The sequence below is a fragment of the Aeromicrobium sp. genome, from assembly GCF_037719875.1.
Taxonomy (GTDB): domain Bacteria; phylum Actinomycetota; class Actinomycetes; order Propionibacteriales; family Nocardioidaceae; genus Aeromicrobium.
In genome coordinates this window covers 129,870-146,361 of sequence record NZ_JBBJMJ010000007.1, presented here as the reverse complement: position 1 = coordinate 146,361, position 16,492 = coordinate 129,870, and the positions used below count along the sequence as shown (strand labels likewise).

The window sequence follows — 16,492 nt, the reverse complement described above, 5'->3', positions numbered from 1 at the left end:
CGTCACGGCTCCTGGTCGCGCTCCCTGGCCGGCCTGCCCGTCGACCTCGTGCCCGTCGACCTGGTGCCCGTCGACCTCGTGCCCGCCGACCTCGTGCCTGGTCGCGCTCGTGCCTGGTCGCGCTCGTGCCTGGTCGCGCTCGTGCCTGGTCGCGCTCGTGCCTAGTCGTGCTCGTGGCCGTGCCGTCACGGCTCCTGGTCGCGCTCCCTGGCCGGCCTGCCCGTCGACCTCGTGCCCGCCGACCTCGTGCCCGCCGACCTCGTGCCCGGCCCTGCCGGCTCGTTCCCAGCCCTGCCGGCCCTGCTGCGCGACCCGACACAAGTCAGTGGAAGCGAACCCATCCCTCAGCCAGCCATCTCGGCGGCGCAAGGTGGCCCGCCGCACGCGCTTCAACCCACTCTCGCCAATACCTGACTCCAACATCACCCTCAAAGTCCATGGACATAGGCGGACTGGACATACTCAAGAAGTCTTGAGTCGACAGCCCGAGAATTTCGGCCGCCTCATCTTCTGTGATGTAGCAGTGGTGCCACTCCGCCTCGCTGACTTCTCCGATGGCAGCGCGGAGAACACGCAAATCCTTTCGAACCTTCCGGACGTTCAACCCTGACGCGGTGCGCAGCCTTCCGCCAGCACCTGTGTGCGATAGGCCTGGATGAGACTCGTCGGACTCCTGCGTCCACGACTTCATGGAACGGACGGGTATACCTTTAGGCGGGTCGTCCCAATGCTCTGCGATGTTCCTCCAGGACTGGATCAGGGCCGCTTGCCTGACCTGGGGCATCGGGAAGCCGAAATGCTCCATCAGTTCCCGCCCACGAACCACCTGGCGAAGCACCACGATCAGGAAGTAGAGCTGATCCTCGAATCGCGAAACCGCTTCGCCGTACTCCGGAGGCGCCCACGCCGACCCCTCGGTGTTGACCGCAACTGACTGCAGCCTCTTGTACGAACGCTGAAGGCGCCGTTCCTGCCGCAGTGCTCGCTCTATGAACGCGATCGACTCGTTCGTGTAGCGCAGCGCCTCCGCGTAGTCCTTCATCCATCGAGGGTAGGCGGCCCTCCGATCGAACCCAGGAAGACGGGCCGTGCCGGAACGTGCCGGAACTTCCGGCATCAGGTGGCGATTTCTGGCGATTGTCGAGCGTGCTAGGTTCAACCCGTCAGATCAGGCTAAAACAGGCGCTGAACTGCACGAATGCCTCACCGCCGGGAGCCGATTCCCAAGCAAGATATGCGGGTTCGATTCCCGTCATCGGCTCCGAGCGCCAGCGGTCGGTGACCTAGCGACCTTTCAGCACCGGCGTTAGGTCGCTGAGTCACCGCTCCACGAGGTGCGCAGCGAGTCCTCAGGCCTCCCGCGCCTGAACTACAGGTTCCGACCTGGCCCGGCGACGGTATGCCAGGAGCGCGGCGCCAGCGGCCAGCACGAGCGTCAGGACTATCCAGCTGAGGACGTAGGGCCGCCCGAGGATCGTGGAGTTGTCGGGCTTGCCGCCCTGACCGCTGAGGACCGCGACGAACGCCACGGTCAGGGTCCCCCAGGCGAGGAACGCGATCGCCGCGGCGGCTCGGGCGTGGCCCGGGAGCAACCGCGACGCAGCGACACCGATGACGACGACGATCGGCGCAAGGACGAAGTCGTGCAGGATCACCCCGCCCGCGAGCCACGTGCCGGTCGAGATCAGCTGCTCGGAAGTGAAGTCGCGCACCAGCCACAGGCCCCAGAGCCCGAAGCCGACACCGACCAGCAGGAGCAGTCCCCGCACGGCCCTCATGTCTTGACCTCGAGCCGGTTGACCCATTTGGTCTGGAAGACCCCGGGGCGATTGGGGGCGATGATGCGGCACGGATAACCGTGATCGAGGCTCAAGGTCTCGCCGTTGAGCTCGAGGGCGAGCAGGGAGCGAGGGTCCTCGACATAGGCAGCGGGCAGGACCGAGACGCTGAATGCGCCGATGGTCTGCATCGAACGGATCCCGAGCTCGGAGCTCGGTGGGGCATCCAGCAGCGCGATGAGGTCACGCAGCGCGACTCCGGTCCACACCGCGTTGCGGCTCCACCCCTCGACGCACGAGATCGGCAGGCGGTGGGTCCGCTGCGGCATCGCCAGGAGCTGCTCGCGATTGAGCGAGAGCGTCTGCCCGCCCACCACGATCTCAAGCACGAACTGCGGGTCCATCGCCGCCTTGGCTGAGCCCGCCGCATTCGCCGTACGGTTGACCGGCAGGCCTTGGGGACCCTCGCCGTCCCGGACAGCGAACACCGACACCTTGCGCAAGAACGGCACGGTCTGGCCCGCCGTCAGGAGCACTGCGGCGCCCGAGGCCACGAACGCGCCGAGGAGCACGTGGCGCCGGGTCGGCGCGTCAGGATCGAGGGAGTGGTCACGGTGCTCGATCGGGGCGCCGAGCGCCTCCCGGATGATCGGCAGCTTGACTGCGATGTGCACCAGCAACGACCCGATCGCGACCCAGGCCACGGCCTCGTGCGTGGACCGAAAGCTGAAGTTCCACGGATACCACTGGGCGATGTTCAACGATCCGCTGATCACCTGGAACAGCGAGGACGCCACCAGGACGCCGATGGAAGCCTTCTCCAGCAGGTCTAGGACCAAGGTTCGATCGAGCTTCTTGGGCGGAAGGCTGAAGAGCCGCGGGTACACCGACCACAGCTTGACCAGCAGGAGCGGGATCGCCGCAGTACCCGACATGATGTGGAGGCCCTGTGTCCACCGATAGAGCTGTGTCGGGTTGGGCCCGAGCGGAACCCAGCCTGGGGTCGTGTATTGGAAGTGGCTCCACAGGCCGGTCAGGAAGCAGATGCCGAAAGCGATGCCGAGTGCTGTGCCCACCCGGGCGGTCAGCTCGGTCCCTCGGGCGCGCGACTCGAAGTCCTCCGGCTTGGGCATGCGTCGCTCGATGTCGTCGACCGAGGGGAGCCTCATGAGGCGGTCCGAATCATGGTTGCAGTGTGGCGCCCGCCGACGCTACTTGTATCGACAACACGCAGATCGGCCTGCCCGGCCAACCCGGCAACGGCGTCGAGGCCGACCACGGCCCATTCGAAATGGGCCGACAGTCGGCCCTCGACCCGGAGGCGACGGCGCTCCCGGACGAAGCCAGCGCCGTCGGCGGCCACCTCGGCGATGATGCGGCCGCCAGGAGCGACGACATCGCGAAGGCGGGCAAGCAGGCGTACCGGGTCACCACCGATGCCGAGGTTGCCGTCGGCCAGCAAGGCGTTCTTCCACCGACCCTCGCCCGGGATCGTGCCGAACACATCGCGGTGGAGCGCCAGCGCGCCACGGATGCGGGTCTGGCGCACCGCCTCGGTCGAGATGTCGATGCCCATCGACGGTATGCCGCGCGTGTTGAGCTCGCCCACCAGACGACCCGGTCCGCACCCGATGTCGATCGTGGCTGCGACGCACGGCTCGATGAACAGCACGCGGTCGACCCAGTCCGGGGCGGAGGTCCACTGCTGGACCTCGAAGGGCTGCGCGCGTCCGACATGGTCGACGACATGGGTCGCCTTGCCGGCGAATGCGGCGTCATAGGCGCTGACCGCGTCGAAGGTCATGGTCATGCGATGTCTCCGATGGTGTCCACGGCTTGAGCGAGCAGCGAGAGTGGCGCGTCCTTGGCAATCGCCACGGCGTCGTCCCACGAGTCCATGTCACGCACGACCCGCAGATGCACGAAGTCGCCACCCAGGGCCTCTTCGGTCAACCTGCCGGTGTCGTCGGTGGACATCTCGACCTGCCGCAAGCCGTGGGCCTCGGCAGGATCGGGGAGCCCGAGAACCCACCAGCCGCCATCCTGCGCAGGACCGATGACCCGGGAGCCCTCGGTCACAGTCCGACCCGCGTCCAGGTAGTCCGCAACCGTGAGCTGCGGCGTGTCCATGCCGACCTGCACGACGCCGCGGCCGGCCTCGGCGTCCGCGTGGGCGTGGGCGAGCCGCTCGCCGAAGTCATCGCCCCGCTGCTCGATGACCCGCATCGATGCGAGGGCGTCGGTGATCTCGTCGCCACGGGCCGCCTGCGTGAGGTCGCCCGTCATCGCGACGACGACGGGCCAGCCAACCGCTTTCGCGGTCATCAGCGTGTCGAGGAGCGCGGCGGCGGCCAGCTCCGCAGCAGCGTCGTCACCGATCTTCTCCGCGACACGCGTCTTGGCGAGGCCCGGCACCGGGGCCTTGGCGACAACGAGCACTGTGGGGTCGGTCATCGGAGCACCCTTGCGAAGTCGTGGACGACCCGAGCCGTGCCACGGACGGACCCCGAGACCTTGGACTTCGTGCCTGCCGCCCGGCGGTCGTAGGCCACGTCGATCTCGCGCACCGTCCACTCGGCCCGCGCGGCGCGCAGCATGAGCTCCAAGGGATAGCCGAACCGGCGATCCTGCACCCCGAGCTCGAGCAGGTCGTCGCGCCGGCTCACCCTCATCGGAGCGAGGTCGTGGATCGGGAACGCCGAGCGGCGGCGGATCATCGCCGCGAGGAGCTTGGTCCCCAGCCGGGCGTGCCACGGCCAGACACCGCGAGCGACCGGACGCCGCCGGCCGACTGCCATCGTCACGACGCCGGACCGGACCACGTCGAGCATCGTCACGAGGTCGCTGAGCCGCATCGACGCATCGCCATCCATCACTGCGACGAACTCTGCGTCCGAGGCGAGCATGCCGGTGTGCACCGCGGCGCCGTAACCCGGGCGGGACTCACTGACGACCCGGGCACCCAGGCCTCGAGCCACGTCCGCGGTTCCGTCGGTCGAGCCGTTGTCGACCACGATGACGTTCCACCCAATGGGGACGCTGGCGAGCACGATCGGGAGGGCTGCGGCCTCATCCCGGCACGGAATGATCACGTCGCACTGGCTCATACTCATGATTCGACGCTAAGGGCAACGAGGCTTGGTCGCACCTGCTCGGCCCTGACCGACTCGTGACATCGTCGAACCCCGCTCCCCGTTCGGCCGGGTATCGACCTAGGCTGACCAGCGTGCCCGCCCCCTCGACCTCGACCCGCGCTGCCGTGTGGTTAGCCGGCGCGGGGCTCGCTCTGGTCGTCGCCGCCTACGTGATCCCCCGTTGGTGGTACCAGGACATCGACATCGAGTTCGCCCCGCTCCACGCCTCGTGGGATCCGGGGTTCTCGGCCTCGGCGCTTCCAGCGATCGCCATCGGGCCGGTGCTCTGGATCGCGCTGCCGAACCTCGCCAACCGGCTTCCCTGGGCGCAGATGCTGGTCACGGCGTTCGCCGCGATGTGGGCCTGGACCATGGCGCTCGCGATGACGGTCGGCAAGGAGGGACTGGCCAGCGTCTTCGAACGCCGGCAGGAGTATGTCTACGACGCCCAGCAGGTCGGCTCGATCGGCACGATGCTGCAGACTTTCATCGACCGGATCCCGCTCGACGCTCCCGAAAACTGGAATGTCCACGTTGCGGGTCATCCACCCGGCGCCCTCCTCTATTTCGTCGGGATCGATCGCCTGGGTGTCACCGAACCGTTCTGGATCGGGGTCGTCTGCGTGACGGTGGCGAGCACGGCGATCATGGCGGTGCTCATCACGCTGCGCGCGCTCGGCACAGAGTCGCTGGCCCGGTCGGCGATGCCGTGGATCGCGCTGGCTCCCAGCGCGGTGTGGATGGGCGTCAACGGTGACGCGGTCTTCACCGCCGTCGCCGCGTGGGGCCTCGCACTTCTCGCGCTGGCCACGACCCGGCGGACGGTCCTGCCTGCCATCGGTGCCGGGCTGCTCCTCGGGCTGTGCGTCTACCTGTCGTACGGCCTGGTGCTCCTCGGCATCCTGTCCGTCGCGATCCTGATCATCGGCAAGACCTGGCGACCCCTGCCGTGGGCACTCGGCGGCGCCCTTGCCGTTGCCGCTGCCTTCACGATCGGGGGATACGCCTGGTGGGAGGCCTATCCGGTGCTGAGGGAGCGTTACTACGCGGGCTATGCCTCGATGCGCCACTACTCCTACTGGGTGTGGGGCGATGTCGCCGCCTGGACCTACACGGCCGGGCTGGCTGTGTGGGCGGCGTTCCCGGCCGCGTGGCGCGCGATCCGTACGAATCCCTTGGCGCAGCTCGCGGCGGCGGCGATGCTGACGATCGTCGTCGCCTGCCTCTCGGGCATGAGCAAGGCCGAGACCGAGCGCATCTTCTTGCCGTTCACGATCTGGATCGTGGCGTTGCCGGCCCTGCTGCCCGGTCGTTGGCACCGACCGCTCCTGCTCTCCCAGGTCGTTCTCGGGCTGAGCGCAGAGCTGCTGTTGCTGACAAGGTGGTGAGCATGACTCTCGGCGACCGGCCTCACGTCCTCGTGATCGAGGACGACCTGGCCGTGCGCGACGTGCTACGGCGCTATCTCGAGCTGGACGCCTACGACGTGACCCTCGCTGCCGATGGGCCGAACGGGCTCGCTGCGGCCCGCGATCTCGCGCCGGACCTGATCGTGCTTGATGTCATGCTCCCCCAGATGAACGGCCTCGAGGTCTGCCGGCAGCTGCGCGAGACCGACGACTCGGAAGTGCCGATCATCATGCTCACCGCGCTCTGTGAGACCGATGACCGGATCGCCGGTCTGAGGAGCGGTGCCGACGACTACGTGACCAAGCCGTTCAGCGTCAAGGAGCTCACCCTTCGGGTCGGGTCGGTGCTGCGCCGCAGCCTCGTGCCGGCCGGGCCGAGACCCGTGGCCGGTCTCCTGATGGATGGCGACCTGACCCTCAACCCGGTCTCACGGGAGGCCCTCCAGTCAGGCTCGGTCCTGCCCCTGACGACTCGGGAGTTCGACCTCCTCCACTTCCTTCTGCGTCATCCGCGTCAGGTGTTCAGCCGCGAGGAGCTGCTCCAGCAGGTGTGGGGGTGGGAGTACGGCGACCACTCGACCGTCACGGTGCACGTCAAGCGCTTGCGCCACAAGGTCGAGCCCGTGCGGGCGGAGCCGAGACGGCTCGTCACGGTCTATGGCCTCGGCTATCGCTGGGATCCCGATCCGGAGGAACGCTCATGAACCCCGACACCCTGCACGCGATCGCCATCGGGGTGCTCAGCTCCCTGGCAGTCGTCGCCGTGGGTGCGCTCGTGCTCCACCGACTTCGCACCCGGGCGCCGGTGACCTCGATCGTCCTGCTGACCCTGGTCCCGCTCCTCGCGATCATCGTCGGGGTGGTCGGCACGAGTCAGTTCATGTTCACCGCCGAGCTGCGCCGCACGGCCCTGGTCTGGCTCGTCGTGGCAGCCGTCAGTGTGCCGAGTGCGGTGCTGCTCGGTCGCTCGTTGGCCCACCGGATCGTGTGGGAGCGAGAAGCGCTCGAGCGCGAACGCAGCGCTGAGCGGTCCCGCCGCGAGCTCCTCGCGTGGTTGAGTCACGATCTGCGCACCCCGATCGCCGGCGTCCAGGCGATGACTGAGGCCCTCGAGGACGGCGTCGTGTCATCGCCGGCGGACGTCAAGCACTACGCCCAGCTGATCCGCACCGAGACCCTCCGCCTGGCGTCGATGATCGACGACCTGTTCGAGATGTCGCAGATCAACGCCGGGACCCTGTCTCTCGACGTCAGGCCCATCGCGGTCGACGATGTCGTGCGCTCCGCCGTCGAGGCCGCCCGGCCGGCCGCCCAGCGCCGCGGCGTGCACGTCACGGTCGACGGGCACCCACACGGGACGCTCGCGGTCGGAGCGGGGCCGGAGCTGATGCGAGTGCTCACCAACCTGCTCGGCAACGCCATCCGTCACACGCCGAGAAGCGGGACCATCACGGTCTCGGTCGGTGCGGACGGATCCGAGGTGTGGCTGCGCGTCGACGACTCGTGCGGCGGGATCCCCGATCACGACCTCGCGAAGGTCTTCGACATGGGCTATCGCGGTTCCGCGGCCCGCGAGTCAGACGGTCAGGGCGCGGGGATGGGGTTGGCGATCGCTCGAGGTCTCCTCGACGCCCAGTCCGGATCGATCGACGTCCGCAACCACGACAATGGCTGTCAGTTCGAAGTTCGGCTGCCGGCCGCCTGACTCGTTCAGCGTGTACGCAAGGGGTCGGTCGCGAGCGCGGCCAGGCCGTCCTCGGGTCTCACCTCGGCAGTGAAGCCGAGCCCGACCTTGGCCGCCTGGGGTGACGCGACCACATGGCGCACGTCAAACCGGCGATAGTCGCCGGTCAGCACCGGCGCGCGTCCACCGGCAGCACCGGCGAGCACCTCGGCCATCTGCCCGATCGTGAACGTGTGGCCCGATGCCACGTTGTAGGGCGTCAACCCATCCGGGTGAGTCGCCACCTGCTCGATCGCCAGGACGTTGGCCCGCGCCACGTCGCTGACGTGCACGAAGTCACGCACCTGCCGGCCGTCCTCGAAGACGCGCGGACTCTCACCGCGGGCGATCGCGGACCGGAAGATCGCGGCCACCCCGGCATAGGGTGTGTCCGCAGGCATCCCGGGGCCATAGACATTGTGATAGCGAAGCGCGATGGTCCGAGCACCCTCGAGCGTGCACCACGCGCCGGCATAGTGCTCCTGCGCGACCTTTGAGGCGGCATAGCTCGTGCGGGGCCAGAACGCGGTGTCCTCAGCGATCTCACGCCACGCGATGGCGCCGTCACAGACCGGGCATCGCGGGTCGAATCGTCCCACGGCCAGGTCCTCTTCCCGGCGGACCGCCGGGGGGACGTCACCATCTGCGGGGCACATGTAGCGTCCATCGCCGTAGACGACCATCGACGACGCCAGGACCAGATCGCGTATGCCGGCGCGTGCCATCGCGGCAAGCAGGTGCGCAGTCCCGACGTCGTTGTGCTCGGCATAGTCGGGCAAATCCTGGGCGTCGACGCCGTTGCCCACCATGGCGGCCTGGTGGCAGACGACATCGACGCCCTCCAGCACCTCATCGAGCCGGTCGCGGCGGAGATCGAGTCTTACGAAGCCGTCCTGCTCCGTGCTCCCGGAGCCTGACGAAGGACCGTGCGCCTGCGGCAGGAACGCATCGAGCGCCACCACCTCGTGCCCACGCTCGCGCGCCTGGAGAGCGATGTGCGTGCCGATGAACCCGGCCGCCCCGGTCAGCAGGATCCTCACTGGACGTCCGCATCAGGCAGATCGATCGGCAGGTCCATGCCATCGACGGCGTGCGAGCACGCGCACTCGCGATCGGTTCCAAGTCCCGCGACAACGGTGGTCAGCGCCGACTTGAGATCGTCGGTGTGCGCGGCGAAGACCTCGAAGACCTCATCCATGCTCACGGCGCCGGCGGCGTCCACCCCGGCGTCGTGATCCGTGACGAGCGCGACCGTCGCATAGCAAAGGGCCAGCTCGCGGGCCAGCACGGCTTCCGGATGACCTGTCATGTTGACGACCGCCCACCCCTGGTCGGCATACCACTTCGACTCCGCACGGGTCGAGAAGCGCGGTCCCTCGATCACGACCATCGCGCCGCCATCGACGGGACCGTGCTCGGCGAGGCCGGTCAGCAGGTGACCACGGAGTCGCGAGCAGTAGGGGTCCGCGAACGACACGTGGCAGGCCCCGGCGTCGAAGTAGGTCTGATGGCGTCCCGAGGTCCGGTCGACGAGCTGGTCCGGCACGACGAACGAGCCTGGCCCGTGCTCGACCTGCAGGCCGCCCACCGCGCACGGAGCGAGCACCTGACGCACACCCAGGCTTCGCAGCGCCCACATGTTGGCCCGGTAGGGCACACGGTGCGCAGGGAAGTCGTGGTGCGGGCCGTGGCGAGGCAGGAATGCCACCGATCGTCCCTCGACCGTCCCGATCGATATGGGAGCCGACGGATCGCCATACGGCGTCTCCACCTCGACCGTCCGTGGGTCTTCGAGGAAGGTGTAGAAGCCGGATCCACCGATCACGGCCACATCGGGGCGCACGGACTCACTCATGCCCCGAGCATGTCACCTGTCACGATCACCTGGCCGACCGGACGCGCCTGCGGTGCGTTCGGTGGCGCCGTGACCCGATACCGTCGCTCCATGTCCTTGGTCCAGCTCGAGTCCGACCGCCACGTGCGGACGATCCGGCTCAATGCCCCGGAGCGGCGCAACGCGCTGGACTGGCCCCTGCTCGATGAGTTCTCGGCCGCGGTCGCCGCGGTCGCCGCAGACCATGACGCCCGAGTGCTGGTCGTCGCGGGAAACGGGTCGGCATTCTGCGCGGGTGCCGACCTCGACAACCTGTTCGGCGATCTGGACCGACCCGTCGATGAGATGCGTGAACACCTCATGAAGGTCTATGCCTCGTTCCTCGGACTGCGTGACCTGACGATTCCGACGATCGCTGCTGTGCAGGGGCCGGCCGTCGGCGCCGGCCTCAACATCGCTCTGGCCTGCGATGTCATCGTCGCGGGGCCGCGGGCAGGCTTCGGCCCGACATTCGCGGAGATCGGCCTGCACCCCGGCGGTGGCTGCACCTGGATGCTGACCCAACGCATTGGCGCCGGCAACGCCGTCACGGCGCTGCTCACCGGCACGGTGATCGGTGCCGACGAGGCATACCGGATCGGTCTGGCCAATGTCCTCGCCGACGACCCCTCGGCGGCCGCGCTCGAGCTCGCCGCGACCTACGCCACTCGCGATCCACAGCTCAACGCCGACATCCTGCGGTCGGTGCAGATCGCGACGACCTCTGACCTGCGGACCTCTCTGGACTTCGAGGCAGGTGCCCAGGCGGAGTCATTCGGTCGCGAGCAGTTCCGCGAGTTCATGGCCAGGTTCTTCTCCAAGGGCTGACGTTGCTGCTTGCCCAGGGGTCAGACCGCCTGGTGCGCATCGGCCACGGTGCGCGCCTCGTCGCGCAGGGCCTGGACCACGAGGCGTACGGATGGGCGTTCGAACCGGTCCGGACGCAGAAGAGCCGCAATCTCCCGCTTGGCACGAATCCCCACCAGTGGCCGGGTGACCAACCCATTGCTGTGCTCACGGGTCGTGAATCGGGGCAGGATCGCGATGCCGTGCCCCCCGGCGACGAGCGACTCGACGATGCCGTTGTCGGAGATCCGCTGCGCGATCCGCACCGGCTCACCGGTCGCCGCGACGACCTGGCCCAGCACTCGATCGAAAGGGTAGTCGTGGGGCACCCCGATCCAGGTCTCACCCACGACATCCCTGGGTGACAGGCTCGACTTGCGCGCGAGCGGGTGGCCCTCCGGCAGGGCGACGTCGAGCGGTTCGCTGATGAGCGGGACGACCTGCAGCCCGCGCTCGTGCCAGGTCGCCGAGGTTGCCGGCGAGTCGGCCAGCACGATGTCGTTGTCCGGCGTGAGATCGGCGAAGTCAGTTGTCACGCCGTCCTCGTCCGAGCAGATCAGCTCTACCTCGGGGACGTTCAAGAGCCGGGTCAGCACTCCGGACAACAGCATCTCACCGCCGGTGGGGAAGGTCGCCATCGTGACCTGTCCGGCCGGCTGCTGCATGAACTCGCGCCACCGGCCCTCGGCACGCTCGATCGCCACGGCTATCTCGGTCGCGGTCTGCGCCAGCGCCCGGCCGGCCACCGTCAACGCGACACCACGTCCGGCCGGTTCCACCAAGGTGTAGCCGGCCTCCCGCTCCAGGACCTTCAGCTGCTGGGAGACCGCGGAAGGTGTGACCTTCATCGCGTCCGCGACGGCCCCCACCGTGCCGCGTTCGGCCAATTCACGCAGCAGGGACAGGCGGGTGACATCCATGTAGCAATGCTACACGTTAGGTGTAGTTCTATTCGCTTGTGCTTGACGATCGCCCTACTCATACTGGAAGTACGACAACCCCCAAAGCCTTGAAGGAGGCCACCATGATCGCCCTCGGAATCACCATCGCTGCCATCTCCGTGATCGGGATCGGCCGCTCCGTCCACACCGTCGCCAATGACGGCTTCGGACGCGTGCCCACCCGCACGATGTGACCCACCGCGACACGCAGACAAAGCCCCCGCGAGGTTCTCGCGGGGGCTTTGTCGTGTCGTGAGCGCGACCGTTGCTAGGCGACGCGCGTGCGGTAGCCGGGGAGCAGCTCCTCAACCAGTGCGTCAGTCTCGGCGGACGACCCGACCACCGATCCGTGCTCCGCGATCGCGGCATACATCTCGCCGGCGACGGACTCGACATCGTGGCGATCGCCGAAGTGGGACGCGAGCCGCAGCCTCGACCGCCACAGCTCTTCGTTGGCCGGCAGCATCGCAAGGCCCTGCAGCAACGCTCCCCGTGCGGCCGCCTCGTCCTCCCGAGCGGCGGCGGACTCGGCGCAAGCCTGGACTGTCAGGCTGACGGCGATCGCGATGTCACCCTCGACCGTCATCGACTCGAGCCACGCATAGCGGCCGGCCGGGGCCCCGGCGAAGGGCAGTCCGGACACCTGGTCCAGCGCGGACCGCAGGTGCACCTCGCGCCTCGCGCCATCCTCGGCGGCACGATTGAGCGCATCGCGGAACGATGCCCAGTCGAGCTCGACGGCACCGGGAGCGAAGCGCCAGACGCCGGCGTCCTGCTCCAGGACCTGGCCACCCTCGGCCGTCGTGCCGAACCAGGTGGCGATCTGGGCGAGGGCCCCGTCGCGAACCTTGGGGTCCACCCCGCGTGGCCACAGGGCGGCGCTGATGCGATTGGCGTGCACGCCGTTCGGATGCAGGGCGAGGAAGCAGGCCAGCTCGGTGAGCGAGTCGACCCGCTCGGACTCCACGTGACCCGGTGCCTCGACCTCGACGTGGCCGAGGATGCGTATGCGTGCGACCGCTTCGTGAGCGGCGACGACTTGCTGCTCAGACTCCAGGGTGTCCACGAGCTGGTTGATGCTGACCCGACGTGACTGCTCGGCCGGCTCGTAGAGTGCGACGAGCGACTCGGTCGCTTCGGGCGTGAGCACCTGCGCCATGACGTCGACGCTGTGAAGGGGTGAGGAGATCCGACCGTCCGGGCGAGCGGTCAGCCGGACCGCTGCATCCCGCACAGTTCCGACAACGACGACGCCGAGCGAGACCTGCGGGTCCGCTGCGAGGGTCGCGAGGTGGGCCAGCTCATCGGCACTGGGTGTCCCGGAGCAGATGACGAGGTGATGGGTCCAGTCGACGGCGCGGGGCGCCTTGGCGCGGGCCTCTCGGACGGATGCCGCACCGGCTTCGCGGCAGGCAGCCCGTTGGTAGCGTGCGACGTTGTCGAGGCCCTCCAGCACGCGCTGCAGGTCATCCGTGCGGCGGATCACGCCCCGGCCCAGGCTTGAGATGTCCCCCGCGAACCCCACGAGGGTCACCACGCGATCATCGGCCCACACGTGGGTCGCGGTGTCGATCGCCAGGCTGAGGGCGACACCACGCGCGGTGTCGGTGTCCCCATCGAGCGACAGCACACCGCTGATGGATTCGGGATCGAGCAGGAGCACGCTCCCGTCATCGCGACGACCGATGCTCGCGAGACCCGGCAGCGGGGAGAGGCCGGTGCCGGCCGCATCCACGTCACGCTCCAGCGTCCACACCTTGGCGCGGGCGGACCAGCCGGCGGGCGGATCGACATCTGGGACGGTGTCGAACGCGATGGCGATCCCGCTGCCGCTGACCGAGGCGCGCAACGGCGCGGGCATGCCGGGTGCACCGCTCAGGGAGCGAAGCGCCCGATCCAACCAGGTGGAGGTCTCGATGTCGGCCTCGTCTCGCAGCCGCGCCCCCGGCGGCGGTGACGCCGGATCCGGATCGTGGGGGTCGGTGCCCGAAGGATCCCTCGAGGACCACCAGTCGGTGCTCGGCGCCGAGGCGCGGCGGCGGCGAAGAGCCAGCGCGGCACCCGCGAGGACCAGCCCACCCGCGACGCCGAACAGCGGCGACCAGGCACCCAGGTCCACTCCGCCGGAGTCCTCGGACACGAGCTCGGCCTCGTCGCCGGCCTGGGGCTCGGCATCGACCTGAGCTGCGGCGGCGGACGCGTCAGACGCTTGGTCAGCAGACTTGGCATCAGCGGCATGATCGATGACCTTGAGACCGGAGCCCTTGGCATCGTTCGGCAACTTCATGACCCAGCCGGGATGGATCAGGTCTGCCTTTTCCAGCACCCGGCCGTCGGGCTGCGTGATGCCCTTGTTGAGATCCCAGATCTCCTTGTAGCGGAGCCCGTCGCCCAGGTAGCGCTCCGCGATGTCCCACAACGTGTCGTAGTGGCGCCCGTTGGGCGGCTTGACGTCGTAGTAGGTCGTGACACCTTCGACGACGTCGAGAGCCGTCGCATCGTCGAGACTGCTGACGGAGGGCAGGGTGCCGTCGGGCAGAGCCGATTCGGCACTCGCCGGGGCCTGCATGACCTGGCTCGCGAACTGGCTCTGCGCTACCGGCGCCGATGACTCGACGGCTGAAGCCGATGACATACCGACCGATGTGATCGCCGCGAGGAGGACGATCGAGCTGATCAGCCTGCGGGCGAGGGTCTGGGTGCCGATCCCACCACCGGGAATCCTCGGGGCGAGGCCGCTCTGGCGACGCTCGGCGATCGCCTCGACGGCGAGGCACACCACAAAGTGCAACCACGCGAGCCACACCACGACGGCCAGCACGGCCATGACCGTCTCTCCGGTCGTCGGGCTGCTGAGCCACTCGACCGTCGGCATCTCATCTGGCCACGGCGCACCGAACGCCGCGAGCAGCGCGATCGGCACGCCGATCACGAGCACCAGGGTCCCGATCAGCGCCGCAGCGCCGATCGCGACCTGCTTGAGCCGGCTCGGTTGGTCGGCAGTCGCCGGCAGGCGGTGGTGTGGAGATCGTTCGATGGTCGGAGGCATCGTTCTCTCCTGCGCTCAGTAGATGACGGCGGGTGGCTGATTGGGGGCCTGCACCTCTTGGACCGGCAGGACCTGCTTGAGGCGCATCGTGAATCCGTCGCCCAGGTCACTCATGCTGCCGTCTTCGCCGTAGGTGACCTCCCAGGTCACCTCGACGTCGGCGTAGAACGCGTCCTTGAGGTTCGACGGAATGCCGTCGGTGGCGTACTTGCGCGCCGACGCCGATGACCGCGGGAACGTGATCTTGCAGGCACCCGCGGGCTGGGCAGACGGCTTGGCGCCGACCGTGTAGGGCGTGGTGGGGTCACACGTGACGGCGGGGATACCCCTCTGGTTCGCGTCGATGCGGATCTCGGTGGCCCGGGCCCTCATCGTCACGCCCTGCTCGGTGACTTCCTGGTAGGGACCCCCGTCCGCGGAGCCGGCATAGGGGCCCTTGGCGACGACGTTCTTGTCGATCGGATCGATCCAGCGGAACGTGAAGAACGTCGGGATGCCCACGAGCGGGGTGATGTTGGGCCGCGTGCGCATGAACGGCACCGGCATCTGGGTGCTGCTATTGCCGAACGACTCCCAGAGGAAGTCGGTGATGCCGTTGTGACGATCCTCGGTGTCGGTGCCGTCGGGCACGAACACGATCTGCACGTCGACCGTGCGATCGGGTCCACCCGCATAGGTGTCGAAGTCGATGTTGCCCAGGCACGTCATGATCATGTATCGACCTTCGCCGGGGTTGGCGTTGAAGGGCGTCTGGATCGCCTTGGGGATCTCCGAGTAGCGGCAGGTCTGCAGATTCTGCTTGCCGAACCTCTCACGCAGCGTCTTGGTGTCTCCACCGAGCAGCGACACGCAATACATGCCCATGCCGCCGCCGTTGGCGTAGACCGAGCACGACTTGGTCGGCGCTGTGTAGGTCTCCTGCTGCGTGCCGTCGGTCGTGTTGCCGACAGGCTCGGGCTCTGGATCCGACTCCGTAGCGCAACCGGTGGGAGGGCAAGCAACCGCGGGCTCCCAAGAAACTGCCGCCAACACGAGGATCGTCAAGATGGCTGCCAGGGCCAGGCGTGCAGTGACTGCGAAGGATTTTCTCATTCGGGTGCACCTCCGGGGCACTTTCCGTCGTACTTCGACGTCGCGACAACCCATCCACCCGAGGTCTTCTTCAAGGTGCTGTCCTGGCGGAACCAGAACACCTCTTTGTCGCCGTAATAACTGCCGTCCTTCTCGTAGAGACCGACGGACGGTGCCCACAAGCACACGAGGAGCGTCGCCTTGCTACCGACCGTGTCGGCGGTCTCAACTCGAACCTTTCCCAGCTTCTTGACCCGCCAGTCATTTTTCTTGGCGTTGTTCACCGCGGTGACGTTCTCCCGCAACACGCTCTTGCTCGATGCCCTGCGGAGCGACGGGAGGACCTTTCCCTGGTTGATCGAAGCGGCGAGCGCTTCGTTGGCCTGCTTCCAGGCGAGGATCGCAGGATCCTCGGCGTAGTCGTCCCAGTTCTGGATCCGATAGGTCACACCGTCTGCGCCCTCGGGCTGCTCCGGCGCAGCGGGCGTGGCAGACGTGCTCTTGGTCGGCTTGGGCTGGGGCTCGTCGTCGCTGCCGCTGCACGCGGTCACGCTGAGCAACGCCACCAGCGCAACACCGGCCGTCAACAATTGCCGACTCACAGAACAATTCCCCCCGGAGATCTAGTACAAAACTCTCAGCAGCATACCGAGATAAAGGTATAGCGC

At 68.0% G+C, this 16,492-nt stretch carries 16 protein-coding genes; 4 read left to right on the top strand and 12 right to left on the bottom strand.

Annotated features, from left to right (window positions below):
• Positions 1-322: 322 nt before the first annotated feature.
• The 6 genes from WKF39_RS09290 to WKF39_RS09265 form a co-directional block, all read right to left on the bottom strand.
• Entirely contained in the window at positions 323-1,042 is a 720-nt protein-coding gene (locus WKF39_RS09290; protein ID WP_340387629.1) for a hypothetical protein, read from the bottom strand.
• A 307-nt stretch (positions 1,043-1,349) separates the two neighbouring features.
• Complete coding sequence (locus WKF39_RS09285; RefSeq protein ID WP_340387627.1) at positions 1,350-1,778, bottom strand: hypothetical protein; 429 nt, start codon at positions 1,776-1,778, stop codon at positions 1,350-1,352.
• A complete protein-coding gene (locus WKF39_RS09280; RefSeq protein WP_340387625.1) occupies positions 1,775-2,947 on the bottom strand; it encodes a molybdopterin-dependent oxidoreductase in 1,173 nt (390 codons plus the stop codon). Before WKF39_RS09280 ends, WKF39_RS09285 begins: the two co-directional genes overlap by 4 nt.
• Positions 2,944-3,588, bottom strand: coding sequence for a methyltransferase domain-containing protein (locus tag WKF39_RS09275; protein ID WP_340387623.1), 645 nt, complete (start codon positions 3,586-3,588; stop codon positions 2,944-2,946). The genes WKF39_RS09280 and WKF39_RS09275 overlap by 4 nt, the downstream gene beginning before the upstream one ends.
• Entirely contained in the window at positions 3,585-4,232 is a 648-nt protein-coding gene (locus tag WKF39_RS09270) for a DUF2064 domain-containing protein (protein ID WP_340387621.1), read from the bottom strand. The genes WKF39_RS09275 and WKF39_RS09270 overlap by 4 nt, the downstream gene beginning before the upstream one ends.
• Positions 4,229-4,891: a glycosyltransferase family 2 protein gene (locus tag WKF39_RS09265; protein WP_340387619.1), complete on the bottom strand. Its 663-nt coding sequence runs from the start codon at positions 4,889-4,891 to the stop codon at positions 4,229-4,231. The genes WKF39_RS09270 and WKF39_RS09265 overlap by 4 nt, the downstream gene beginning before the upstream one ends.
• A 113-nt stretch (positions 4,892-5,004) precedes the next feature.
• Here WKF39_RS09265 and WKF39_RS09260 point away from each other — a divergent pair, with 113 nt between their 5' ends.
• Genes WKF39_RS09260 through WKF39_RS09250 form a run of 3 tightly spaced genes read left to right on the top strand, consistent with a single transcriptional unit; the run spans position 5,005 to position 8,026 of the window.
• Positions 5,005-6,300 carry a hypothetical protein gene (locus tag WKF39_RS09260; RefSeq protein ID WP_340387617.1) on the top strand — a complete coding sequence of 432 codons (1,296 nt, stop codon included), beginning with the start codon at positions 5,005-5,007 and terminating at the stop codon, positions 6,298-6,300.
• A 2-nt stretch (positions 6,301-6,302) separates the two neighbouring features.
• Positions 6,303-7,025: a response regulator transcription factor gene (locus WKF39_RS09255; protein ID WP_340387615.1), complete on the top strand. Its 723-nt coding sequence runs from the start codon at positions 6,303-6,305 to the stop codon at positions 7,023-7,025.
• A complete protein-coding gene (locus WKF39_RS09250) occupies positions 7,022-8,026 on the top strand; it encodes a HAMP domain-containing sensor histidine kinase (protein WP_340387613.1) in 1,005 nt (334 codons plus the stop codon). Before WKF39_RS09255 ends, WKF39_RS09250 begins: the two co-directional genes overlap by 4 nt.
• Before the next feature lie 5 nt (positions 8,027-8,031).
• On the opposite strand, the gene WKF39_RS09245 is transcribed toward WKF39_RS09250, so the two are convergent.
• Positions 8,032-9,084 (bottom strand): NAD-dependent epimerase/dehydratase family protein, encoded by a 1,053-nt coding sequence (locus WKF39_RS09245; RefSeq protein ID WP_340387612.1) that lies wholly within the window; start codon positions 9,082-9,084, stop codon positions 8,032-8,034.
• Positions 9,081-9,899 carry an S-methyl-5'-thioadenosine phosphorylase gene (locus WKF39_RS09240; RefSeq protein WP_340387610.1) on the bottom strand — a complete coding sequence of 273 codons (819 nt, stop codon included), beginning with the start codon at positions 9,897-9,899 and terminating at the stop codon, positions 9,081-9,083. The genes WKF39_RS09245 and WKF39_RS09240 overlap by 4 nt, the downstream gene beginning before the upstream one ends.
• Before the next feature lie 90 nt (positions 9,900-9,989).
• Between WKF39_RS09240 and WKF39_RS09235 the strand changes: the two genes are divergently transcribed.
• Positions 9,990-10,745, top strand: a complete 756-nt coding sequence (locus tag WKF39_RS09235; RefSeq protein ID WP_340387608.1) for an enoyl-CoA hydratase — start codon at positions 9,990-9,992, stop codon at positions 10,743-10,745.
• Positions 10,746-10,765: 20 nt separating this feature from the next.
• Here WKF39_RS09235 and WKF39_RS09230 read toward each other — a convergent pair whose 3' ends face one another.
• From WKF39_RS09230 to WKF39_RS09215, 4 genes are all read right to left on the bottom strand, one after another.
• Positions 10,766-11,683 carry a LysR family transcriptional regulator gene (locus WKF39_RS09230; protein ID WP_340387606.1) on the bottom strand — a complete coding sequence of 306 codons (918 nt, stop codon included), beginning with the start codon at positions 11,681-11,683 and terminating at the stop codon, positions 10,766-10,768.
• 289 nt (positions 11,684-11,972) lie between these two features.
• Positions 11,973-14,753 carry a LysM peptidoglycan-binding domain-containing protein gene (locus WKF39_RS09225; protein WP_340387605.1) on the bottom strand — a complete coding sequence of 927 codons (2,781 nt, stop codon included), beginning with the start codon at positions 14,751-14,753 and terminating at the stop codon, positions 11,973-11,975.
• Between the two features lie 15 nt (positions 14,754-14,768).
• Positions 14,769-15,845, bottom strand: a complete 1,077-nt coding sequence (locus WKF39_RS09220) for a hypothetical protein (protein WP_340387603.1) — start codon at positions 15,843-15,845, stop codon at positions 14,769-14,771.
• Positions 15,842-16,426 carry a hypothetical protein gene (locus tag WKF39_RS09215; protein WP_340387601.1) on the bottom strand — a complete coding sequence of 195 codons (585 nt, stop codon included), beginning with the start codon at positions 16,424-16,426 and terminating at the stop codon, positions 15,842-15,844. Before WKF39_RS09215 ends, WKF39_RS09220 begins: the two co-directional genes overlap by 4 nt.
• Between the last annotated feature and the right edge of the window lie 66 nt (positions 16,427-16,492).

Coding starts and splice junctions, on each gene's coding strand:
- WKF39_RS09290 (WP_340387629.1), bottom strand. CDS start 1,042: ATGAAGGACTACGCGGAGGCGCTGCGCTACACGAACGAGTCGATCGCG.
- WKF39_RS09280 (WP_340387625.1), bottom strand. CDS start 2,947: ATGAGGCTCCCCTCGGTCGACGACATCGAGCGACGCATGCCCAAGCCG.
- WKF39_RS09225 (WP_340387605.1), bottom strand. CDS start 14,753: ATGCCTCCGACCATCGAACGATCTCCACACCACCGCCTGCCGGCGACT.
- WKF39_RS09235 (WP_340387608.1), top strand. CDS start 9,990: ATGTCCTTGGTCCAGCTCGAGTCCGACCGCCACGTGCGGACGATCCGG.
- WKF39_RS09285 (WP_340387627.1), bottom strand. CDS start 1,778: ATGAGGGCCGTGCGGGGACTGCTCCTGCTGGTCGGTGTCGGCTTCGGG.
- WKF39_RS09265 (WP_340387619.1), bottom strand. CDS start 4,891: ATGAGTATGAGCCAGTGCGACGTGATCATTCCGTGCCGGGATGAGGCC.
- WKF39_RS09275 (WP_340387623.1), bottom strand. CDS start 3,588: ATGACCATGACCTTCGACGCGGTCAGCGCCTATGACGCCGCATTCGCC.
- WKF39_RS09220 (WP_340387603.1), bottom strand. CDS start 15,845: ATGAGAAAATCCTTCGCAGTCACTGCACGCCTGGCCCTGGCAGCCATC.
- WKF39_RS09230 (WP_340387606.1), bottom strand. CDS start 11,683: ATGGATGTCACCCGCCTGTCCCTGCTGCGTGAATTGGCCGAACGCGGC.
- WKF39_RS09250 (WP_340387613.1), top strand. CDS start 7,022: ATGAACCCCGACACCCTGCACGCGATCGCCATCGGGGTGCTCAGCTCC.
- WKF39_RS09270 (WP_340387621.1), bottom strand. CDS start 4,232: ATGACCGACCCCACAGTGCTCGTTGTCGCCAAGGCCCCGGTGCCGGGC.
- WKF39_RS09255 (WP_340387615.1), top strand. CDS start 6,303: ATGACTCTCGGCGACCGGCCTCACGTCCTCGTGATCGAGGACGACCTG.
- WKF39_RS09240 (WP_340387610.1), bottom strand. CDS start 9,899: ATGAGTGAGTCCGTGCGCCCCGATGTGGCCGTGATCGGTGGATCCGGC.